Source organism: Mangrovibacter plantisponsor (assembly GCF_003182475.1).
GTDB lineage: Bacteria > Pseudomonadota > Gammaproteobacteria > Enterobacterales > Enterobacteriaceae > Mangrovibacter > Mangrovibacter plantisponsor.
On the sequence record NZ_QGTS01000005.1, the window covers coordinates 298117 to 321599 of the forward strand.

Below are 23483 nucleotides of genomic sequence, written 5' to 3' on the forward strand. Positions count from 1 at the left end.
TACATTGAAATACGCCGTCTCTTTCCGCAGCACGCTTAAAGTCTCGCGCTATCTTTTTAGGGCGCTGGCGCTTTTACTATGGCTTCTGATAGCCCTGTTTTCGGTGTTTTACATCGCAGGCGCACTACACGATAAAGAAGCGGAAATACACCAGGAGCTCACGCTGAGCTTTGACCAGGCGCAGCGGTATATTCAGCGCACAACTGATGTGGTGAAAGAGCTCAAGTACATTACAGAAAACCGGCCTACTGATAACGCAACTCCCGGCAGTAATCGGGGTAGCAGCGCACCTGCATTCTTGCCTTTGGGCAACAATGTGGACTGCAGTGCGCTTGACCAGTCCTGGCAAGGATCCATGCTGTCGCTATCCGGCTTTTTGCGTTACTGGCGCGATAATTTCTCGGCAAACTACGACCTGAACCGGGTTTTTCTGGTGGCGGGAGATAATCAGTGCATTGCCGATTTCTCGTTGCGTAATACTCCGCCCGGCCAGGACAAAGCGCTTTCAGTGCTCAATGAGCGGTTAAAACGCTACCGTGACGCACCCATGGATGAACGCATTAATACCGTTTACTGGGTGGCACCTGGCAGCCGTCCGGGAACCGGGTATTTTTATACATTAACGCCCGTTTTTCTCGCTAACCGGGTTCAGGCGTTACTTGGGGTTGAACAGAGTATTCGCCAGGAAAACTTCATGCTGCCGGGTAACTTACCGGTAGATATCACACTGATGGATGAAAATGGCCACTCACTGGTATCTCTGACAGGGGGTAGTGGGCATTTATCGCTACAGCCAGACTGGCTTCAGGCCCGCACCTGGTTTGGCTACACCACCGGGTTTAAAGAGCTGGCATTGAAAAAAAACCTGATGCCGTCATCGCTTAGTGTGGTGTACAGCGTACCGGTTGATAAAGTGCTGGATGAAATCCGTATTCTTATTCTGAATGCCGTGTTACTGAATATTCTGGTCGGTGTGGTGCTGTTTACCCTGGCAAGAATGTATGAGCGGCGTATTTTTATCCCGGCAGAGACGGATGCCCAGCGTCTGGAAGAGCACGAGCAGTTTAACCGTAAAATTGTCGCCTCAGCACCGGTAGGTATTTGTATTCTGCGCACGCTGGATGGCACCAATATTCTTAGTAATGAGCTGGCGCACAATTACCTGAATATGCTGACTCATGAAGACCGCCAGCGCCTGACGCAAATCATTTGTGGGCAACAGGTTAACTTTGTTGATGTTCTTACCAGCGACAACACGAACCTGCAGATAAGTTTCGTACACTCGCGTTATCGCAACGAGAACGTGGCGATTTGCGTGCTGGTGGATGTCAGTGCCCGTGTGAAGATGGAAGAGTCATTGCAGGATATGGCCCATGCTGCAGAGCAGGCCAGCCAGTCTAAATCGATGTTCCTGGCAACGGTAAGTCACGAATTACGTACTCCGCTGTATGGCATCATTGGTAACCTGGATCTGTTGCAAACCCGTGAACTGCCCGATGGTGTTGACCGCCTGGTCACGGCAATGAACAACTCATCCAGCCTGCTACTGAAGATAATCAGCGATATTCTCGATTTCTCGAAAATTGAATCAGAGCAGTTAAAAATTGAACCGCGTGAGTTTTCTCCCCGCGAAGTAATGACCCACGTTACCGCAAACTACCAGCCTCTGGTGGTGCGTAAACAAATGGGGCTCTACTGCTTTATCGCGCCTTCTGTGCCATTAACCTTACGTGGCGACCCAATGCGTTTACAGCAGGTGATTTCAAACTTGCTGAGTAACGCGATTAAGTTTACCGATACTGGCTGCATTATTCTTGATGTACGCTGTACGGATGATTACCTCTGCTTCCGGGTGCGTGATACCGGGGAAGGGATTGCTGCCAAAGAAGTTGTGCGCCTGTTCGATCCTTTTTTCCAGGTGGGGACAGGGGTTCAGCGTAACTTCCAGGGCACCGGGTTGGGGCTGGCTATCTGTGAGAAGCTTATCACTATGATGGACGGCGATATTGCGGTGGATTCCGAACCCGGTATGGGGAGCCAGTTCACTGTCCGTATACCGTTGTATGAAGCTAAACCGGTTCCGGTTATGGCAGCATCGGATCTTACCCATAAACATTGCTGGCTGGCTGTCAGCAATGCTTACCTGAGTGATTTTTTAGCGAAGTTGCTGGCAAGTAAAGGTATTAAAGCCAGCTTCTGGCTGGGAGAAACACCAGATCCGGACGATGTGTTAATCACTGATGAAGCGTTAAGTAATCCATGGCCTGGAAGAGCGGTGGTTCAGTTTTGCCGGCGGCATATTGGTATCCCTCTGGAAAGCGAACCCGGTATCTGGTCGCACAGTGTGGCTTCTCCTCATGATCTGGTGACGTTGTTGGCGAAAATTTACCGGGTGGATGTGAAGGTTCCGGGTAACGATGTGAACTTACCAGAGCCTTCGGAGATCAGTGAGCAGAACGATGATATTACGGTGCTGATCGTCGATGATCACCCGATAAACCGCCGTTTGCTGGCGGATCAGCTCGCATCGCTTGGTTATCACCAGTGTAAGACTGCGGGCGATGGTGTTGAAGCGCTCGAAGTGCTCAGTAAGCATCATATTGATATTGTTCTGAGTGATGTGAATATGCCGAATATGGATGGTTATCGCCTGACACAACGTATTCGCCAGTTAGGGCTGACGTTACCTGTGATTGGGGTGACGGCGAATGCGCTGGCAGAAGAGAAGCAACGCTGTCTTGAATCGGGAATGGATAGTTGTTTGTCCAAGCCTGTGACGCTGGATGTGTTGAAGCAGACGCTGGCGGTGTTTGCGGAGCGGGTGAGGAATCACCGGGAGTAAAAGGGGCTCGCCCCTTTGTTATCCCTGTTTTCGCGGGCGATCGGTGCAGTGTTGTACGCTCACCGGATGTGGGTATTTTCGTTGACTTGCAGTGTAGTTGTTTCCGTTCACCTCCAGTGGCGTGGTTAATGTGGCTTCACAGCCTGTGAACGTGTTAAGGGGCCCGCCCCTTAACAATCCGGTTTTTCGCGGGCGACCGGTGCTGCGCACTGCGTTCACCTCCGGGCAGTCAGCCTGCGGCCGGCTCGACTCGGCATCCATGCCTCGGTTCGCCTTATTCCGCCGTCCGGGCGGAATAACCTTGTCTTCCTTTCTCCGGTTCACCGGTCTTACGCGAACAAGCCCTCGCTGCAAGTAGCGGGGTTTTTTGTGTTGTCAGGTGTGGCTGTTGGATTTGTGCGTTGTCTGTTTTCTTTGATTTTTGCTGAGATATTACAGGCGGGTGTGGGGTGTGGCCTCTAAATCGTTGAGGCGTGCCTGGCGGGCCGGGGCTGCCTGCAGGACGCAGGCAGAGCGACGGGAGGCAGGAAGCCGACTCGGAGCGGTACCCGAACAGGCCGCCGGGGTAAGCCGAATGTCCGCGAAGCGGCGATTTTGCCGGCCACAGAAGGGGGTGCAGGGGGCCAGTGCCCCCTGCGGGCGCCGGGCGCAGTGGGTGAGTAAAAGCAGTGTGGCTGACACGGCGCGCAACTGGCTCTGTGCTGGCAGATTATTGTTACTGCGGTGACTGTTCCGTTCACTTGCTGTGGTGTCAGTGTAGAGGGTTCCGTTCACTTGCTGTGGTGAGGTTAGTGTGGCTGCACAGCCCGTGAACGGGCGAAAGGGGGCTCGCCCCCTTTGCAATCCCCGTTTTCGCTGGCGACCGGTGCTGCGCACTGCGTTCACCTCCGGGCAGTCAGCCTGCGGCCGGCTCGACTCGGCATCCATGCCTCGGTTCGCCTTATTCCGCCGTCCGGGCGGAATAACCTTGTCTTCCTTTCTCCGGTTCACCGGTCTTACGCGAACAGGCCCTCGCTTCAGTTAGCGGGGATTTTTGTCTGGTCTGGTGCGGCTGTATGTTCTGTGCCTGGTATGTCTTTGTATGTTTTTTGCTGCGGGATTACAGGCGGGGAAAGGGAGAAAAGCAGCGCGGAGGTACAACGAAAAACAGCAGGGGATCCCTGCTGTTTTAGTGAAGAGGGAAGTAAAAAAACTTACTCTTTATCGGCTGGTGTTAATGTCACAGATGACAAGTAATTCAGCAGAGCAATATCGTTATCCACGCCCAGTTTCATCATGGCTGATTTCTTCTGGCTACTGATAGTTTTGATACTGCGGTTAAGCTTTTTGGCAATCTCAGTCACCAGGAAGCCTTCAGCAAACAGGCGTAATACTTCGCTCTCTTTGGGTGACAGGCGTTTGTCACCATACCCACCTGCGCTGATTTTCTCCAGTAAGCGGGAGACACTTTCCGGTGTGAATTTTTTGCCTTTCTGTAAAGCAGCCAGAGCCTTAGGCAGGTCTGTTGGCGCCCCTTGCTTCAGTACAATACCTTCAATATCCAGGTCCAGCACAGCACTCAGAATGGCCGGGTTATTGTTCATCGTCAGTACAATAATGGAAATTGACGGGAAATGGCGCTTAATGTATTTGATAAGCGTAATCCCATCGCCGTATTTATCCCCAGGCATGGAAAGGTCAGTAATCAGGACATTCGCGTCCAGCTTTGGAAGATTGTTAATAAGTGCTGTGGAATCTTCGAATTCACCAACAACATTAACCCACTCGATTTGTTCCAGAGATTTGCGAATCCCGAACAAAACGATCGGATGGTCATCGGCAATAATTACGTTCATATTGTTCATGTTTTAGGTTACCTTTTTACAGTAAGCTATTGACGTAAGTATCAATATCACTGATATATTTTTCTATGGCAGGTGCATCTTTTTCACGAATGTGATGCTCCAGCGTTTCACACAACTGTTTCCCTGGTACCAGATTCAGCATAGCAAATACGCCTTTAAGTCTGTGTGCCGTTTGGGCCAGCGCTAAAAAGTCGTTTGCCTGTGACTCATTTTGCAGACGTTTTACATCGTCGGGCACGGTATCTACAAACAGCGCATAATAACCACTTGCATGAAGTTGAGCAGTTTCATCACTCACTCCTGAGCCACTTTCTTGCGCATCGTCATTAGCCATTTGCGCTTCAATAAGCTGAAGTATTGCGTCCTGCATTGCATTACTCATATTGAAGTTTACACGATAACGGGCATTTCCGATTTTCCGTAAACCGTTCTCATCATCGCTTAAAAGCAAGCCCGATGCAGTAAGATTAGACGGATTATCTGTTAAAAATATATCAAATGCTTGACTTGATGATTGCTCATCAGGTGCAACACAGGCGGCACCCCAGCTTTCTAACTGCCTGGTGACAATGTTACGGACATCACGTGAAGCAATATCCACCAGAGCGACAACATCATCCAGCAGGCGTTCTTCCTGTTCCTGTACTGCTTGTTTGCCTTCTTGTGGCAGGCGCAGGTGCAGGGTATAGCGAGTACCCAGCTCATCTTTTGACTTGATACTCAGGTTGCCACCCATTTTACGGGCTAACTGGTTACACAAGAAAAATGTCAGGCCGTTGGCCTGTGCATAACGGTCTTCCGTGGTGGAGTTAAGGAACGGGAAGTGCAGGTTATCAACTTCATCGTCGCTGATTCCGCGCCCGGTATCGGTGATACGGAAAATCAGCCCGTCATCTATGCCTTCGTCCTGAGTAATATCCAGAGTTATCTTGCCAATTTCAGTTGTGGTGGCAGCATAATGCAACAACATCAGTAGCATACGGTGCAGGGCTTCTCTGTCACCATGGCGGTTTTCCGTGGCAGGAATTGGGTTGTTAACCAGTAATTGCAAACCCTTGCGCTTAATGACTGGTAAAATCGCAGGCACAACATCATCAAGCAAAGACTGCAGGGAGAAACAGGAAGTGCTGCTTTTCCAGTTGTCATCTTCCAGCAAGTTCAGTAGCTGCATTTCATCCACCAGGTGAGCCAGGCGGTCAGCGTCGTCGGCCAGCGCGAGGTGCTCGGGGGTTTGCAGCCCTGATGCTTTTTCTGCCAGTGAGTCAATAGGGCCTTTAAGTGCATGGCAAATGTGCTGCATAAAAGCACTTCGGCCTTGTTGGTTTTTCTCATACAGCCGCTGTGCCTGGCGCAGTTTCTTCGTGACCAGAATTTCTTTATCCTGGTCGCGGATAATGAAAATCTGTACCCGTGAAACAATCTGGCTACGGTACTGGCGGATTTCGTACAGTTCATTATTCACAGTTGCCTGAATAACGCCCTGGTGCTGGTCTGCCATGGACATAATATTTTTCAGGTTAAGGTGTGGCAGCAGGTTATCGGCCATTTTATTACTGATAACTGTACGGTTGTTCTCAATATCCTGCACCAGAATGCCCAGTGGCACGACAGACAGAATTTCTTCATTCAGCGCCCTGAGCGCCTGTAATTCTTTCCCGTTAGATGCAGGTGAGTTATCTGATGCCTGGCGTGAAGGCTGCTGGCGGAAAGTGATTAAACCAAAAATAGCCAGTGCAATCAGACCAATAGTTAGCAACACGCCCAGGAGAACATTTTGCAATGTCTCCATTATCATAGTGCCGGTAGGTACTTCCCAAACCAGCTTCATGCCTGTTGTGACAACAGGTACTGAGATTTCAATATGCCCGCCGTTGAAGCCAATACTCACCAGTCCTTCAGACTGGTTCTTGGTAGTTTTTAAATGCGCCTGTTCATCGTTATCCAGGCGGAAGTCATCCACAGACATGTTGGCGGGGAGTAAATCGTTAACCGGCATATCAAAGGCAACCACAGTTGCCAGATGCCCCGGCTGGTTAAAGGTGGTGCGCACAGTAAAGTAATTGTTGTTTTGCCACTCCATTTGCCGCAAACCGGAAAAGCTTTCCCGTTCGTCCAGTGCGTTTGCCTGTTGCAGCATTTCTGCCCGGCGTTGATCGACCATGTTGCTGATACTGGATTCTTTAAAACCAGAGGTTAAGTCTTTTAATGGCAGCGTGGAGACCAGAACCATACTGTTGTCCTGGCCATTCAGATAATACATTGACCATGGAGCTGATTCAGCGCCCCAGAGAATATCCAGATAATTGGATATTCTTTGCGTCATGGCGAGCGTGCTGCTGTCATGTGAGCCAAAAATAAGCGCTTCGGTTTTGCGCCGTGGTTTTTCCAGATAATAAACATCCTGGCGCAGGCGGGTTTCCTGAATTTCGTTACTGGCACTGGCAGGGGCTGCTGCAACATTGTCATAAATTTGCCAGGTAACATAACGCCAGGTCTCAATGCGCTTGTGCATGGACTGAGCTACATCCACTACCTGCAGGCTTTTGTCCTTCAGCCAGGTGTTGACCGCGCTCTGAAGTGTTACGCCCAGCGTAACCAGTAACACAACGATCAACAGGATGAAGTAGCGCGATATGCTGCCTGGTTTTAAGGAAAACTTATTCGGGTTCATAGCCTCTGAATATTTCTTTATTATCAGTTAGTGAAGACCAGCCACTGCAATAGCGTGAAACCAGGCTGAAAAGCGTATCATCACATATCCCGCCTTCCCGTGGTACAAGGGATTTCGTCTTTGCAACCACATCACTCACCAGCATGGTTAAACCAGGCCTGGCTGGAGTATGCAAAACTGCACTCAGGCCGTTTTTACCCAGGCAGCCAGGTTACGTGATGATGCCATTACTGGTTGCTGCTGCGGAATATCGTTTCTACTCATTGTATAGCGCAATATGCCAACACGCACAGGTATGCGGCCAATTGAACATGCGCAATACCTTGCCTGTCGTAGCAAAAATAACCATCAGATAAACCTCATTTTTTACTTTATTGCGGTAAGGAATTATCCGAAAGATTGTGGCTGGTAAGAAGGGATAATGTTGAGGTGATAATTAAAAGCACAAAAAGATAAGAAAAGTATAGTTGATGAAATTCGCTTTGTCTAATAATGGGGGTAAATAGTTAATAGTCGTTACAATTTTTAATGTTAATTATCAATCGATGGCATCGTTTGGCTGAGGCAAAAAAAAAGCCGAATGTAAGACATTCGGCAAGAAATTGGGGTAAACAGACATTCAGAACTGAATGACGGTAATAAATAAAGTTAATGATGATAGCGTTGATAATTCTAGGATGAATTAAGACGGTGTGTTTAACATTCAGTGCGGCGATTGGTATTTAATTTAAGTATTTGATTTTATTGAATATGAAATATTTTTTGATTTTTAGTGCGAATATTTTTATCTATTGGTGCTAAAAAAAGTTCCCTGATATTTACAATTTGTTACATATGAAAAGTATAATGAAACACCACAAAAGTTTTAGTATCAAAATCCCATTGGATTAATCTGTATTGGTTTAAGACAATGGCATCTGCCGACTGGTTCCGTAATCAGTATGCAGTGGCAATAATAAATAAAGGCAAATAACAGAGGGTAATAACATGAAAGCTAAAGTACTGGCTCTGCTGGTTCCGGCTATGCTGGCAGCAGGCGCAGCTCACGCGGCTGAAATCTATAATAAAGATGGCAACAAATTAGATCTGTACGGTAAAGTTGACGGCCTGCATTACTTCTCCAAAGACAGCAGCAAAGATGGCGACCAGACCTATATCCGTCTGGGCTTCAAAGGTGAAACCCAAATTAATGACCAACTGACCGGTTACGGCCAGTGGGAATATCAGGTACAGGGTAACACTGATGAATCCACTAATAATGCATGGACTCGTGTAGCATTCGCGGGTTTAAAAGTGGGCGATGCGGGTTCTCTGGATTATGGTCGTAACTACGGCGCTATCTACGATGTCGCATCCTGGACCGACGTCCTGCCTGAATTCGGTGGCGATACCTACGGTTCTGATAACTTCATGATGCAGCGTGCTAATGGCCTGCTGACTTACCGTAACAGTGATTTCTTCGGCCTGGTTGACGGCCTGGATTTTGCCCTGCAGTACCAGGGTAAAAACGGTAGCGTAAGTGGTGAAGACGGTGTATCCGGTGGTCGTTCTGTACTGAACCAGAATGGTGACGGTTTCGCAATGTCTGCAACTTATGATCTCGGTGCTGGTTTCAGCCTGGGTGGCGCGATGGCAACCTCCAAACGTACTGCTGACCAGAACGATATGGCTGGTATCTACGGTAACGGTGACCGCGCAGAAGCTTATACTGGCGGCCTGAAATATGATGCTAACAACATCTACCTGGCAGCACAGTATACCCAGACTTATAACGCAACCCGTTTCGGCGGTGATTCAAGCTCTGATGCGTATGGTTTTGCTAACAAAGCACAGAACTTCGAAGTGGTTGCTCAGTACCAGTTCGACTTCGGCCTGCGTCCTTCCATTGCTTACCTGCAGTCTCGCGGTAAAGACATCACCAATGGTACTACCAACTACGGTGACCAGGACCTGCTGAAATACATTGATGTAGGTACTACCTACTTCTTCAACAAAAACTTCTCTACCTATGTTGATTACAAAATCAACCTGCTGGATGACAATGACTTCACCAGAGCATCTGGCACCAGCACTGATAACATCGTAGGCCTGGGTGCAGTTTACCAGTTCTAATACCCTGTTATGCTGAATGATAAAAGGAGCCTGATGGCTCCTTTTTTTACGCCATAAGTAAAATTCGTATCTGCTTCACTGCCTGCGCCAACTGGCACTTATGCCATTCATCTCAATACCTGTTTACCTTTTTTGCATTTAACTGCTGATGCTTTTTGCTCTGTATTGCCCTGATGTTTAACCCGCTGAAGCCTGTTTTGTTGTACTCTTGCGCGGGTTTAAAAGGAGATAATCAAATGCGGACGATTTTGAGTTGCGGTTTGCTTGCTGGGGCACTGCTACTGAGTGGTTGCGATGAAAGCAGCCGGATTGATTCTTCACAGGCCCTGGTGCTGGAAGGCAAAACCATGGGTACCTACTGGCGTGTAAGCCTTGCGGGTGTGGACCCGGAGCGGGGAACTGAGTTGCGCACCCGTATTCAGGCGCAACTGGATGGCGATGACCAGATGCTTTCTACCTGGAAGCCGGATTCAGCGCTGTCGAAATTCAACCAGTCCACCAGTACTGCACCCTGGCCGGTTAGTGAAGCAATGGCAGATATCATTACCGGTGCGTTGCGTATTGGCGCGAAAACAGACGGAGCGATGGACATTACTGTTGGTCCATTAGTAAATCTGTGGGGGTTTGGGCCAGATAAACAACCGGTCAAGTGGCCAACACAGGCGGAAATTGATGCCGCGAAGGCAAAAACAGGGCTACAACACCTGACAGTGATTAACCGTGCAGACAAACAGTGGATCCAGAAAGACATCCCTGATCTGTATGTCGATCTTTCAACAGTGGGGGAAGGGTATGCCGCTGATCACCTTGCACGGTTAATGGAGCAGGAAGGGATCGGGCGTTATTTGGTCTCTGTCGGCGGTGCGGTGATGACGCGTGGCACAAATGCGGAAGGCAAACCCTGGCGTGTTGCTATTCAAAAACCTACTGACCAGGAAAATGCCGTTCAGGCGGTGGTTGATTTGAACGGTCATGGTATCAGTACGTCTGGTAGTTACCGTAACTATTACGAGCTGGATGGCAAACGCATCTCCCATGTGATAGACCCGGCAACCGGGCGCCCCATTCAGCATAAACTGGTTTCTGCGACTGTGATTTCCCCAACGGCACTGGAGGCAGATGGCTGGGATACTGGCCTGATGGTACTCGGTACCGAAAAAGCGCAGGCAGTAGCAGAGAAAGAAGGTCTGGCGGTCTACCTTATTTATAAAGAGGGTAACGGTTTTAAAACCTGGATGTCTCCGCAGTTCAAAACGTTCTTGTTAAGTGAGAAAAATTAAACAGCAAGAAACAGCAGGTATCCTGTAGACCATCCGGCAAACTGTACTGAATACAGGAGGCGTGATTATGCAACTTAATGATGAACAACGCTGGCAGGCAGTACAGGTGCGGGATGCCCGGCAGGACGGGCAATTTGTTTTTGCAGTCATTACAACGGGCATTTTTTGCCGCCCGTCCTGCCCGGCAAGGCACCCGCTGCGGGAAAATGTGCGTTTCTTCGCGGATGCGGGTGCTGCGCAGGAACAAGGCTTTCGGCCATGCAAGCGCTGCCAGCCAACGAAGCATGATGCAACACAACACCGGTGGTTGAGCGTGTCACGCTGGCCTGCCGAATGATGTCTGAAAGTGACAAGGCCCTCTCTCTGGCGGCTGTTGCCCGAGCCGTCTCACTCAGCCCATATCATTTTCACCGCCAGTTTAAATCGGTTACCGGGTTAACGCCTGCTGCATGGCAACGAGCGCTGCGTGCCCAACGTTTGCGGGAAGGCCTGGTGGCAGGGAAAACGGTAACTCAGGCTGTGCTGGATGCCGGGTTCAATTCGTTCTCGCCTTATTACCAACAGGCACCAACTGCACTGGGGATGACCGGGCGGCAGTTTCGCCAGCAAAGTGCTCGCCAGGTCTTGTACTGGGCTGCCGGAGATTCACCATTTGGCCGTTGCCTGGTTGCCCGGAGCGAACAGGGAATTTGCGCGGTGTTATTGGGGGAACGGGCTACTGAATTAGCGATTCAACTGCATGGTATGTTCCCGGCAATGCAGTGCCTGCCTGCAGACCTGGCTCAGGACTCGCTACTTCGCAAGGCGCTGGCACTGCTTGCTGAATCACAATCTCAGGGCGATACGCTTTTGGCTCAGTTGCCACTGGATATTCGTGGCACGGTATTCCAGCAACAAGTCTGGCAGCAGCTACAGCGTATTCCTTATGGTGAAACCCGCACTTACCAGCAAGTGGCGGCGGAATTGGGGCGTCCTGCTGCTTTCCGGGCGGTTGCCAGTGCCTGTGCGGCGAATAAACTGGCACTGATTATTCCCTGCCACCGCGTAGTGCGCCATGACGGACTTCTGGCGGGTTACCGCTGGGGCGTTGCCCGCAAGGCGGCATTACTGGCTCAGGAACGTAACCAGAACCAGAATGCATTACTGGAAGAGGAATCTGTTGATGAGCTTATTCGCCGATGAACTCCCCTGGCGTTTTGACCTGCTACCAGGTGCGGTGGTGCTCCACCGCTTTGCCCTTCATGAGGCTTCAGCGTTATTAGAAACGATCGCGGCAGTGGCATCACAGGCGGCTTTTCGCCACCTGGTCACCCCCGGTGGCCTGGCGATGTCAGTCGCAATGACCAACTGTGGTGAAAAGGGCTGGCACAGTGATGCTCATGGCTACCGCTATACCACGCACGACCCATTATCTGGCAAGCCCTGGCCGGTTATGCCTGCTAATTTGTGTGTGCTGGCGCAACGGGCTGCACAAGAAGCGGGTTACCCGGATTTTCACCCGGATGCCTGCCTGGTTAACCGTTATGTGCCAGGCGCGCGGCTTTCACTTCACCAGGATAAAGACGAACAGGACAGAACAGCACCTATCGTGTCGGTATCTCTGGGGTTACCTGCCGTATTTCAATTTGGTGGCGCAACCCGGCAGTCTCCGCTTCAACGGGTGTTACTCGAACACGGGGATGTTGTGGTCTGGGGTGGACCATCACGGTTGTTTTACCATGGTGTCCAGCCATTAAAAGAAGGCATTCACCCGGATGCTGGTGCTGTACGCTACAATCTGACCTTTCGTAAAACCTGTTAAAGCGAATTAAAATAAGAATTATTCTTGCCCTGAAAGGTGATCCGTTTAAACTGCCCGCTGGTTAATGGGTTGCGCTTGAGGGGTTATGGAATTATTACGTGTTGTCTGGCGGCAATATCGCTGGCCATTTATTGGTGTTATGGCGCTCAGTTTTGCCAGTGCTGCTTTGGGAATCGGCTTAATCGCGTTTATTAATCAGCGCCTTATCGAAGTAGCAGACCGCTCTTTGAGTGTGCTGCCTGAGTTCCTGGGGTTACTGGTGTTACTGATGGCGGTGACGCTGGGGTCGCAACTGGCGTTAACCACACTGGGTCACCATTTCGTTTTCCGCCTGCGCGGTGAATTTATTAAACGTTTGCTGGATACCCCGATAGCACGTATTGAAAGCATGGGTAGTGCCTCGTTACTCGCCGGGCTGACCAGTGATGTGCGCAACATCACCATTGCTTTTGTGCGCCTGCCTGAACTGGTTCAGGGGATTATTTTAACCCTGGGTTCTGCCGTATGGCTTGCCTGGCTATCGCCGAAAATGTTGCTGATTACTGCTGTATGGCTGGTGGTGACTATTTTGGGTGGTTTTGTTCTGGTTGCACGGGTTTACCGCCATATGGCTGTGTTACGTGAAACCGAAGACCGGCTGTATCAGGATTACCAGACAGTGCTGGAAGGGCGTAAAGAACTGGCGCTTAACCGGGAACGTGCCGAGTATATTTACCAACAAATTTATCTGCCGGACGCCGTCCATTACCGCAAAAATATTATCTGTGCAGACACCTACCACCTCAGTGCTGTTAACTGGTCGAATATCATGATGCTGGGCGCTATTGGTCTGGTTTTCTGGATGGCGAACAGCCTGGGCTGGGCCAATACCAATGTGGCCGCCACATATTCACTGACACTGCTCTTTTTGCGCACTCCGCTGCTTTCTGCCGTAGGTGCATTACCCACGTTGCTGAGTGCTCAGGTTGCCTTCAATAAACTAAAACAGTTCTCCCTTGCTGATTACCAGCCAGAGTTCCCGCGCCCCGGAGCCAGCAAGCCCTGGCAAACCCTGGAATTACGGGATGTGGTGTTCCACTACCCGGATAACCAGTTTCATGTCGGGCCGATAAATCTCACCCTGAAGCGTGGGGAAAAGGTTTTTTTGATTGGCGGCAATGGGAGCGGAAAATCCACGCTGGCAATGTTGTTAACCGGGCTTTACCAGCCTGTATCTGGCTCAATTTTGCTGGATGGACAACCGGTTGATGACAGCAATATGGATGCTTACCGGCAACTTTTTTCAGCAGTGTTCACTGATGTGTGGTTGTTCGAGACACTTTTGGGACCCCGGGGGGAAACAGCTGACCCGGCATTAGTGGACGAGTGGTTACAGCGCCTGAAGATGGCAGGTAAACTGCAAATTGACGAGGGTAAAATCAACAACCTGAACCTTTCAAAAGGGCAAAAAAAGCGGGTGGCTTTATTGCTGGCACTGGCGGAACAGCGCGATATTATTTTGCTGGATGAGTGGGCGGCAGACCAGGACCCGCACTTTCGCCGTGAGTTTTACCAGGTTCTCCTGCCCTTAATTCAGGAAAAAGGGAAGACCATTTTTGCCATCAGCCACGATGACCACTACTTTATTCACGCTGATCGCTTGCTTGAAATGCGCCAGGGGCTGCTCAGTGAGCTGACCGGGAGCGAGCGGGAACAGGCATCACGCGATGCCGTTGCCCGCACCGCAAATTAATTTTTTTGCGAAAAACCAGTCTTCGGGCTGGTTTTTTTTACTGAAAAGGTTAAGGGTTTATAGGGGTGAGAGGGGCGGCCTGTTACACTATAGCCTGTCGTTGCAGTGCATAACGGGAAAACGTTAACCTGCAGCGGTATGCCTTAGCCACTTGCCCGGAGTGCACGTGGTGATAACTGTCTGCAGGGAAGGTTTTATTCATGTCATTACTTATCAATCAAAGCGCCCGGCATCGCGCTGAAGACCGCGCGCGCATCTTATCTATCTTTTCCACCAATAAAATGGTGGTGCCTGCCATTTTAGGCAAACTCCCCCAGGGTGAACCGCATACTCTGGGCCGGTTAAATGACGATATCAGTGAAATGAACCAGCTGGTGGCCCGCCTGCCTGCACCTGATCTGGCGGATACCCTGGAAGGTTTACCGGCGGAAGAGCGCCATGCTTTATGGCACCTGGTAGCGGTTCAAAAGCGCGGTAAAGTGCTGGTTGAAGCCTCTGCCAGTGTCTGGGATGACCTGATTGATGAAATGAGTGACCGGGCGTTAATGACCGCACTCAGCACACTGGATATCGACGAACAGATCTATCTGGTACAACACCTTCCCCGTGATCTTACTGGCCGTTTGCTGGCGTCGCTACCTGCCCAGGAACGGGATCGTGTCCGCCAGGTTATGGGGTACGAAAAACACAGCGTTGGGGCGATCATGGAGTTTGAAGTGATCACCATCCGTTCTGATATCACGCTGGAAACCGTACAACGCTATTTACGCCGCCGGGGAAAAATGCCGGAAAACACTGACAAACTGTTTGTGGTTGGCCGGGATCGTATTCTTACCGGGGAACTGGGCGTCACCAGTATTTTACTGCACTCGCCCAAGGCGCTGGTTAGTGATGTCATGGTGTCTGACCCAACCACCTTTTCTCCGCTGGATAACGACGAGGCGGCAGCCCGCACCTTCGAACGTGATAACCTCATCAGTGCCGCAGTTGTGGATGCCCAGGGAAAACTGATGGGGCGCCTGACCATTGATGAAATCGTTGACGTGGTTTACGAAGAAACAGATTCAGACCTGCGGCGTATGGGGGGCTTAAGTAGTGGCGAAGATGTCTTTGCCCCGGTAGGCAAAGCGGTAAAAAACCGTTGGGCCTGGCTTGCCATCAACCTGTGTACCGCGTTTATCGCTTCCCGGGTGATTGATGGCTTTGAACACACGATTGCCCAGCTTGTAGCTCTGGCCGCTCTGATGCCAATAGTGGCGGGCATTGGCGGCAATACCGGCAACCAGACTATCACGATGATTGTCCGGGCGCTGGCTTTGCAGCAGGTTCAACCGGCAAACTTCATGTTTTTGCTGTTTCGTGAAATGGGTGTGGCGCTGATCAATGGCCTGATTTGGGGTGGCCTGATGGGCGTGGTGACCTGGCTTTTGTATCAGGACCCGCAACTGGGTGGCGTGATGACGCTGGCTATGGTGCTTAACTTGTTAGTGGCGGCGATCATGGGTGTGTTGATCCCGTTGACTATGTATCGGCTGGGACGTGATCCTGCAGTCGGGTCCAGTGTAATGATCACCGCTATTACGGATACCGGCGGTTTTTTTATTTTCCTTGGCCTGGCGACCATTTTCCTGTTGTAACACCAGAACCGGGCAGGATCCCGCCCGGTTATTACCGCTTAAATCTTTCCTGACAGGCGAGCGTGGAATTCACTGCTGCGCATATCCAGACCTTCAAATGAAACCTGGCAGCCATGCTTCTGGTAACGGTGTTCAATGGCATCCAGTGCAGCGACTGTCGATGCATCCCAGATTTGTGCATGGGTTAAATCAATCACCACGTTTTGTGGGTCTTCCGCGTAGTTGAAGTGTTCAAACAAGTCGTTACTGCTGGCGAAAAACAGTGGGCCACGTACCTGGTAACGCACTGTCTGGTTTGCTTCATCCAGCAGGCGTTCTGCATGAATCACATGGGCCACTCGGCGGGCGAACAACAGGGTGGCAAAGATAACGCCGCCAACCACGCCGATTGCCAGGTTACCTGTCCAGACTGTAGTAATAACCGTCACTACCATCACCAGGGTTTCCGGCAGTGGCATGCGGCCTAAAGTTTTGGGCTGCAGGCTGTGCCAGTCAACAGTTTTGTAGGCCACAATCATCATGATGCCTGCCAGCACCACCATGGGTATTTTCGCCATTATTTCACTGAGCCCGGTTACCATTAGCAGCAGAAACAACCCGGCGGCAATAGTGGAAACCCGGGTACGGGCTTTGCCCAGTTCAACGTTAACAATGGTCTGGCCAATCATGGCGCAACCGGCTATACCACCATAAAATGCAGCAAAAATGTTGGCGACACCCAGTCCCCAGCTTTCCCGGCGTTTACTGGACGGTGTATCTGTCAGGTCATCCACCAGGCGCGTGGTGAGCAGTGATTCCATCAGGCCAACAAATGCAACACTCAGCGCACAGGGCCAGATAATTTTCAGTGTTTCAAGGTTCAGGGGAACCATCAGGCTGTTAATGGATGGCAGGCCTGCATGCATCGGGCCTTCATCGCCAACAACGGGTAAAGCCAGGCCCATAGAAATAGATATTGTGGTAACCAGTACCACCGCTACCAGCGGTGCAGGAATCGCGCTGAAGACCTTGGGTAACAAGATAACAATGGCAAGTGTGGCGGCAAACAGCGCCCAAACCAGCGTACTTTGCCCTAACACATGGGGAACCTGGGCGAAGAAAATCAGGATCCCTAACGCATTAACAAAACCGGTCATCACCGAGCGGGGAATGTAGCGCATCATTCGGGCCAGCCCCAGGGTACCGAACATTATCTGGATAATACCGGCAAGAATCACCGCTGGCATGATATAGCCCACACCATGGTCGCGCACCATTGGCCCAATCACCAGCGCGACGGAACCTGCAGCCGCTGTAACCATTGCCGGGCGCCCACCCAGTACCGACATGGACAGGCACAACACAATAGAAGCAACCAGGCTTACTTTAGGATCTACCCCGGCAATCACCGAAAAAGAGATAACTTCAGGGATCAGTGCCAGTGCGGTCAGCACACCGGCAAGAGATTCGCGAAACAGACGCCCTGGTGAGCGTAAGACATCGGCAACTGACACAGCCGTTGTCGGGTTATCAGGTAATGTTTTCATTGTTGTGCAGGTTTCGTTGTTTTTACGGGGGTGCCAGAAATGGCTGCGATGGCAGGCAAACACTGCCTGAGAAAGGTGGGCATACTACAGCGAATACCCGAAATTTACCAGTTTTTACGTTTTTTTAACGAGGATGGCAGCCTGTTGCTGCCATCCTCTGGCTGGTTAATTCAGGGTAAAACGGTCAACCAGTGACGTCATTGCTTCAGACTGTTGGTTCAGTGTCTGGCTGGCTGTGGCAGCCTCTGAAACCCGTGCGGCATTTTGCTGAGTCACCTGTTCAAGCTGGTGCAAAGCCAAATCAATTTGCTTAATGCCCAGAGACTGCTCACTGGCTGCGTGGGCAATATCGGTTACATATTGCCGCATTCTGCTGGTATTGGCGGCCGCAAGGTGCAGGGTTTCACCAGAAGCATTTACCTTTTCAACACCTTCGTTAATTTTCCCCATGGTCACAGTGACCAGATCACGTATGGATGCGGCTTCCCGGGCACAGCGTTGGGACAGGCTGCGAACTTCGGCAGCAACAACCGCGAAGCCTTTACCCAATTCACCTGCCCGTGCGGCTTCAACGGCTGCGTTCAGCGCCAGCAAATTTGTCTGGAAGGATATTTCATCAATAGAGCTGATGATATGGGCAATTTGCTCGCTGGACTCACGCACAGCCTCAATACTGCGGCTGGCTTCAATTGCAATGCTGTCTGCCTCCTGAACTTCATTTTCCATTTCAGTTGTCAGTAATTGTGCCTGGCGGGCGCTTTCAGCGGTTTGGTTAACAGTGGTGGATATCTGCTCCATGCTGGCCGCTGTTTCTACCAGTGAAGCTGCCTGCTCATCGGTCCGTTGTGCCAAATCCTGGTTGCCCCGGGCAATATCATCGCTGGCACTTAACAGTACATCCGCACCTTGCTTTATCTCCATGACGGTAGACCGGAGATTATCGGTCATCGCGTTCCAGGCCATGCTGATACGGGAAAGTTCATCAGTTCCAGGGACAGGTAACCGTTGGGTGAGGTCGTTACCCATGGTGTGAATTTTGTGCAGGATTGTTTTAAGTTGCTGGTCAATAGTGCGGCTAATAAGTAACGCAAATCCCAGCGAAACTAGCAGCGCGAATACCGTTGCGGCAAGGTAGCCCATCCAGTCAATACGGGCAATTTCAGCAATACGCTGTGCATCGCCAGATAACTGGCCGGCAAGGGTATTTTCCAGGTCTTTCAACAAATTAATACGTTCAGTCTGGGCTGCGAACCAGTCTGGCCCCTGAATACCAAACTGGTTATCTGCAGCGTGAGTAAACGCCTGCTGGCGCATCGCCAGTGCTTTTTGGGTTGTGGGCTGGTTTTCGGTTTGCTGCCAGAGTTTCAGGTCATCTGGCGTGGCGAAAGTTTGGTAGGCTGTTATCCACGCGGTTTGTTTCCCAACAACCTCACTGAAACGTTGAAACATGCCCGGCATAAATTTGCCTGCCGAAAAGGTATTGGCGAGGAGTGCGCGCTCAATGCCTGCCTGTTCTTTGATGTTTAATAGCGCGTAATAGGTCATCAGGTCGTTGAGAATTACCCCTGGCTGGGGCAGGTGGCTGATATTGCCGACAATATCCAACAGAATATTCACCATCCTGGTATAGCTGGCCAGCGCCTGTGGTGTGGCGATGGATAAGTTACTGACACCACTACGCAACGTATTTATTGTCTGCTGCTGTTGTGAAAACTGGTTAACAAGTTCAGTCAGTTTGCTTAAATGCTCAGCTTCAGCAAGCTGCGCCAGGCTGCTTTCGGCTTTTTTTAACACCTGGTCAGTGAGTTGCTGTTGTGTGGTTAACTCAGAACGAAATTGCTGGCCCTTGCTGCCCAGGTAGCCTGCACTCAGGCCGCGTTCTTTCTGGAGTTCATGTATTGTGTCACCCAATGTGGCGGCAATATGAGTGAGTTCAGCAACGGTTTTCATTTGCTTTTCGACAGCGTAATGGGCCATAAACCCATTTCCAGCTACGCCCAATAATGCCAAAACTAAAGGTAATAATACCAGTAACAGCTTATTTCTTATTGAGATTCGGTAAATCCATAACATACGTGGCAACCTCATTTTTTTACAAGCGTAAAGAGGTTATCGGTGTATACCGGGGGGAACTTTACTAAAATATTACCCCAAGGGGGTAGTTGCAAGATTATGATTTTTAATAGAAAAATAATTAAGTAATGCTAAATTTATTATTACTATCGCTTAACTTATTAATGACATTAATACATTGCTATTTGCACAAAAATAAAGGCGTCTGATGACAAACCTCATGTTCGCACAGCACGAGAGGATGTCACCCAATAACAAACCAGGAAAATCAATTTATTGATTTTCTGCTGCTAACTAAAAAGAAGGAAAAACCACGCTTTTTCCTTCTTTTTCATCAATCTGAAAGGCGCCGCAGCGCCTTTATTTATATCGGGGTTATTTCTGCCCGAAGTCAATCACCATACGGCCCTGAATTTTTCCCTGTTCCATTTCTTCAAAAATAGTATTGATATCTTCGATGGGACGGCGGGTTACTTTGGGAACCACTTTACCTTCAGCGGCAAACTGGAACGCCTCAGTAAGATCTTTACGTGTGCCAACCAGTGAACCGACCACCTGAATGCCATCCAGCACCAGGCGAGGAATATCCAGGCTCATTGATTCTGGCGGTAAACCTACTGCAACCACCCGGGCACCGGCACGGACGGCATCAACAGCGGAGTTAAAAGCAGCTTTAGCCACAGCTGTAACCACTGCGGCATGCGCGCCACCGGTTTTTTCCTGAATGAACTTCGCCGCGTCTTCGGTGCGGGAGTTAATCACCAGGTCAGCGCCCATTTCTTTAGCGAAAGCCAGCTGGTTATCGTTTACATCCACCGCAATGACTTTGGCGTTGAAAACATTTTTTGCATACTGCAGTGCAAGGTTGCCCAGGCCACCCAAACCATAAATGGCAATCCACTGGCCAGGTTTGATGTCTGATACTTTCACGGCTTTGTAAGTGGTCACACCGGCGCAGGTCACGCTGCTTGCTGCCGCAGAATCCAGACCATCGGGTACTTTCACCGCATAGTCTGCCACTACAATGCACTCTTCTGCCATGCCGCCATCAACGGTATAGCCTGCATTCTTCACGTTACGGCACAGCGTTTCGTTACCACTGGTGCAGTATTCACAGTGCCCGCAGCCTTCAAAAAACCACGCAACACTTGCACGGTCGCCCACTTTCAGTGAACTGACACCCGGCCCAATTTGTTTGACTACCCCAATCCCTTCATGACCAAGAATAACCCCGGTTTTGTCTCCGAAGTCGCCATTCTTTACATGCAAGTCGGTGTGGCAAACCCCACAACATTCCATCGACAGTAACGCTTCGCCATGTTCCAGTGGGCGAAGTTTTTTATCGACGACATCAACATGGTGATGACTGTTCACAACGGCTGCTTTCATTTGCACTCCTTGACTATAGATGGCCTTTCATTTTTAGCATCTGGATAACATTTGCCCAGATGTATTGATTCGGAATAATTCCAAATCAATTATTAATTCTACGGTATCATTTCGATAAAGTTTATTCGAATGGAAAAAATTTATTAAATCATAGTGATAAATTATCTATTCGTGCTATTGGAAAAATTTCTCACGCCTGATTGTAGATAAGGTAAGCAATCTGGCTTGTAACAAATAAACAACATTCTGTGTGAGGGTAGCGGTTATTGTTTAGCGGTTCTTGAGTATGTGTGCCATTGGAGTGCGTTGTGAAACGGCAATGCATCAGAATTTGCCACGGGACAGATTGAGTCTGAGAGCCGGGATCCGTATAGTGTCTCACCCCTTGCAGCCCGTGCTGAATACCGCTGGTTTGCGTTTAAAAGAGGCACATAACTTCTGCGCGCAATGGCAATGTTTTCGGCCTGCCCGGGGAGTCTGCTACTATTGAACAGAATTTTTATCGCCTGGTGGGCAAATGCTGCACCAGGTGCAGGCTGTGGGACAAAAGCAGCCTGGTAAGCACCACTCTCTAACATCAGGAGATTTTTTAATGAGAAATGTAACTGTCGCTGCCACTCAAATGGCCTGTAGCTGGGAACTGGACAACAACATTGCCAATGCTGAGCGACTGGTGCGTGAAGCCCATGCCCAGGGGGCGCAAATTATCCTGATTCAGGAACTCTTCGCAGCGCCTTACTTTTGCATTGATCAAAGCCCGGAACATTACGCGCTGGCGCAGGATGTTGCGAACAGCCCGCTAATTAGCCATTTTTCTGCACTGGCAAAAGAGCTGGAAGTGGTGCTGCCACTGAGCTTCTTCGAAAAAGCGAACAACGCCTATTACAACTCACTGGTCATGATTGATGCCGATGGCACGGTGATGGACATTTACCGTAAAACTCATATTCCTAATGGCCCGGCTTACCAGGAAAAACAATTTTTCATTCCTGGTGACACGGGTTTTAAAGTGTGGAATACGCGTTATGCCAAAGTGGGTGTGGGGATTTGCTGGGACCAGTGGTTCCCTGAAACCGCTCGTAGCCTTGCATTGCAGGGCGCAGAAGTTATTTTCTACCCAACTGCAATTGGTTCTGAACCTGCTTACCCGGAAATCGACAGCCAGCCGCACTGGACTCGTGTTCAACAAGGCCATGCTGCAGCAAACCTGGTTCCGGTTATTGCTTCCAACCGTATTGGTACAGAAGCCAGTAAATATATAGAAGGCCTGGAAATGACATTCTATGGTTCTTCTTTTATTGCTGACCAGACAGGTGAACTGGTTAAACAGGCAAATAAAACGGACGAGTCCATACTGGTGCATACCTTTGACCTCGACGCCATTGCTGCACAACGTGCATCCTGGGGGCTGTTCCGCGACCGCCGCCCGGAAATGTACAGCGCGATTGCCACTTCTGATGGCACAACCCGGAGATAAGCTATGTCTGAGATGACAACGCCCCGTGGTGATGGGTTTATGATGCCTGCCGAGTGGGCTCCACAACAGGCAGTGTGGATGATTTGGCCATACCGCACAGACAACTGGCGCAATGAAGGTAAGCCAGCGCAGCAGGCTTTTGCCGCAGTCGCTGGTGCTATTGCACAAACTACACCCGTGTTTATGGCTGTGCCTGCCAGTGAGCTTGGCAAAGCACAGGCCACTATGCCTGCTGGTGTTACGCTGGTAGAAATGGAAAGTGATGATGCCTGGATGCGTGATACCGGGCCAACTATTGTCGTCAACAACGCAGGTGAACGGCGCGGTGTGGACTGGGCTTTCAATGCTTGGGGCGGCGAGCAGGGCGGCCTGTATGCACCCTGGGATAAAGACCAGGCCGTTGCCAGCCAGGCGCTGCAATATCATGGTTTTGCCGGTTACCCAACTTCGTTGGTACTGGAAGGGGGATCTATTCATGTTGATGGCGAAGGCACATTGCTGACCACCGCCGAGTGCCTGCTCAACCCGAACCGTAACCCGCATTTGTCGCAAGCTGAAATTGAACAGCATTTACGTGACTACCTGGGTGTTGAGCGTTTCATTTGGCTGCCAGATGGCGTGTTTAATGATGAGACCGATGGCCATATCGATAACATGTGCTGTTTTGTGCGCCCGGGTGAAGTGGCACTGCACTGGACAGATGACGAACAGGACCCGCAGTATGCCCGCTCTCAGGCAGCACTGGCCGTGCTTGAACAGGCGACGGATGCCCGTGGCCGTAAACTGAAAGTCTGGAAATTGCCGGCTCCCGGCCCGTTATTTGCCAGCGAAGAAGAAACAGCCAGTGTTCATTGCGGAAGCGCCATTGAGCGCCAGCAGGGAAATCGCCTCGCTGGCTCTTATGTGAACTACCTGATAAGCAACCAGCAAATTATTTACCCATTGCTGGATGCCAGAACAGATGATGTAGCGCAGGCACTGTTCCATGAGATGTATCCGGGCTACCTGGTAACCGGTGTACCAGCACGGGAAATTTTATTGGGTGGCGGTAACATTCACTGCATCACTCAGCAAATACCCGCCTGATTTGCCTTATTCC

Annotated in this window: 13 protein-coding genes and 1 pseudogene; 9 read left to right on the plus strand and 5 right to left on the minus strand. The window is 50.3% G+C overall.

The features are described 5' to 3' along the window. Positions 1 to 4: 4 nt before the first annotated feature. Positions 5 to 2842 carry a two-component system sensor histidine kinase RcsC gene (gene rcsC, locus DES37_RS10130; protein WP_110025707.1) on the plus strand — a complete coding sequence of 946 codons (2838 nt, stop codon included), beginning with the start codon at positions 5 to 7 and terminating at the stop codon, positions 2840 to 2842. 1193 nt (positions 2843 to 4035) lie between these two features. Here the strand turns inward: rcsC and rcsB are convergent. Then, complete coding sequence (gene rcsB, locus DES37_RS10140; protein ID WP_036111472.1) at positions 4036 to 4686, minus strand: response regulator transcription factor RcsB; 651 nt, start codon at positions 4684 to 4686, stop codon at positions 4036 to 4038. Positions 4687 to 4702: 16 nt separating this feature from the next. Continuing rightward, positions 4703 to 7357: a phosphotransferase RcsD gene (gene rcsD / locus DES37_RS10145; RefSeq protein WP_110025709.1), complete on the minus strand. Its 2655-nt coding sequence runs from the start codon at positions 7355 to 7357 to the stop codon at positions 4703 to 4705. 987 nt (positions 7358 to 8344) lie between these two features. Here rcsD and ompC point away from each other — a divergent pair. From ompC to mgtE, 6 genes and pseudogenes are all read left to right on the plus strand, one after another. Continuing rightward, positions 8345 to 9469: a porin OmpC gene (gene ompC, locus DES37_RS10150; protein ID WP_110025710.1), complete on the plus strand. Its 1125-nt coding sequence runs from the start codon at positions 8345 to 8347 to the stop codon at positions 9467 to 9469. Between the two features lie 236 nt (positions 9470 to 9705). After that, positions 9706 to 10749 (plus strand): FAD:protein FMN transferase ApbE, encoded by a 1044-nt coding sequence (gene apbE / locus DES37_RS10155; RefSeq protein WP_036111479.1) that lies wholly within the window; start codon positions 9706 to 9708, stop codon positions 10747 to 10749. Positions 10750 to 10816: 67 nt separating this feature from the next. Beyond that, positions 10817 to 11931, plus strand: a pseudogene (ada, locus tag DES37_RS10160) (bifunctional DNA-binding transcriptional regulator/O6-methylguanine-DNA methyltransferase Ada). Further along, on the plus strand, positions 11909 to 12550 hold the full coding sequence (alkB, locus tag DES37_RS10165; protein ID WP_036111482.1) for a DNA oxidative demethylase AlkB: 642 nt from the start codon (positions 11909 to 11911) through the stop codon (positions 12548 to 12550). Before ada ends, alkB begins: the two are co-directional and overlap by 23 nt. A gap of 85 nt (positions 12551 to 12635) precedes the next feature. After that, complete coding sequence (locus tag DES37_RS10170) at positions 12636 to 14282, plus strand: multidrug ABC transporter permease/ATP-binding protein (RefSeq protein ID WP_110025711.1); 1647 nt, start codon at positions 12636 to 12638, stop codon at positions 14280 to 14282. A gap of 200 nt (positions 14283 to 14482) precedes the next feature. After that, positions 14483 to 15919 carry a magnesium transporter gene (gene mgtE, locus DES37_RS10175; RefSeq protein ID WP_036111487.1) on the plus strand — a complete coding sequence of 479 codons (1437 nt, stop codon included), beginning with the start codon at positions 14483 to 14485 and terminating at the stop codon, positions 15917 to 15919. A gap of 38 nt (positions 15920 to 15957) precedes the next feature. On the opposite strand, the gene DES37_RS10180 is transcribed toward mgtE, so the two are convergent. From DES37_RS10180 to adhP, 3 genes are all read right to left on the minus strand, one after another. Continuing rightward, entirely contained in the window at positions 15958 to 17445 is a 1488-nt protein-coding gene (locus DES37_RS10180; RefSeq protein ID WP_110025712.1) for a SulP family inorganic anion transporter, read from the minus strand. A 165-nt stretch (positions 17446 to 17610) separates the two neighbouring features. Continuing rightward, positions 17611 to 19422 carry a methyl-accepting chemotaxis protein gene (locus DES37_RS10185; protein WP_245930038.1) on the minus strand — a complete coding sequence of 604 codons (1812 nt, stop codon included), beginning with the start codon at positions 19420 to 19422 and terminating at the stop codon, positions 17611 to 17613. Between the two features lie 471 nt (positions 19423 to 19893). Further along, the gene (adhP, locus tag DES37_RS10190; RefSeq protein WP_036111495.1) at positions 19894 to 20907 is read right to left on the minus strand and encodes an alcohol dehydrogenase AdhP; all 1014 of its coding nucleotides are present in this window, start codon (positions 20905 to 20907) and stop codon (positions 19894 to 19896) included. Positions 20908 to 21499: 592 nt separating this feature from the next. Between adhP and aguB the strand changes: the two genes are divergently transcribed. Continuing rightward, a complete protein-coding gene (aguB, locus tag DES37_RS10195; protein WP_110025714.1) occupies positions 21500 to 22384 on the plus strand; it encodes an N-carbamoylputrescine amidase in 885 nt (294 codons plus the stop codon). 3 nt (positions 22385 to 22387) lie between these two features. Beyond that, entirely contained in the window at positions 22388 to 23470 is a 1083-nt protein-coding gene (aguA, locus tag DES37_RS10200; protein WP_110025715.1) for an agmatine deiminase, read from the plus strand. The last annotated feature ends 13 nt before the right edge of the window (positions 23471 to 23483 follow it).

What these genes read in the sequence shown, in the direction of transcription:
- DES37_RS10185 (WP_245930038.1), bottom strand. Translation starts at nt 19,422, where the DNA reads ATGGCCCATTACGCTGTCGAAAAGCAAATGAAAACCGTTGCTGAACTC.
- DES37_RS10170 (WP_110025711.1), top strand. Translation starts at nt 12,636, where the DNA reads ATGGAATTATTACGTGTTGTCTGGCGGCAATATCGCTGGCCATTTATT.
- rcsB (WP_036111472.1), bottom strand. Translation starts at nt 4,686, where the DNA reads ATGAACAATATGAACGTAATTATTGCCGATGACCATCCGATCGTTTTG.
- aguA (WP_110025715.1), top strand. Translation starts at nt 22,388, where the DNA reads ATGTCTGAGATGACAACGCCCCGTGGTGATGGGTTTATGATGCCTGCC.
- apbE (WP_036111479.1), top strand. Translation starts at nt 9,706, where the DNA reads ATGCGGACGATTTTGAGTTGCGGTTTGCTTGCTGGGGCACTGCTACTG.
- aguB (WP_110025714.1), top strand. Translation starts at nt 21,500, where the DNA reads ATGAGAAATGTAACTGTCGCTGCCACTCAAATGGCCTGTAGCTGGGAA.
- ompC (WP_110025710.1), top strand. Translation starts at nt 8,345, where the DNA reads ATGAAAGCTAAAGTACTGGCTCTGCTGGTTCCGGCTATGCTGGCAGCA.
- mgtE (WP_036111487.1), top strand. Translation starts at nt 14,483, where the DNA reads ATGTCATTACTTATCAATCAAAGCGCCCGGCATCGCGCTGAAGACCGC.
- DES37_RS10180 (WP_110025712.1), bottom strand. Translation starts at nt 17,445, where the DNA reads ATGAAAACATTACCTGATAACCCGACAACGGCTGTGTCAGTTGCCGAT.
- adhP (WP_036111495.1), bottom strand. Translation starts at nt 20,907, where the DNA reads ATGAAAGCAGCCGTTGTGAACAGTCATCACCATGTTGATGTCGTCGAT.
- rcsD (WP_110025709.1), bottom strand. Translation starts at nt 7,357, where the DNA reads ATGAACCCGAATAAGTTTTCCTTAAAACCAGGCAGCATATCGCGCTAC.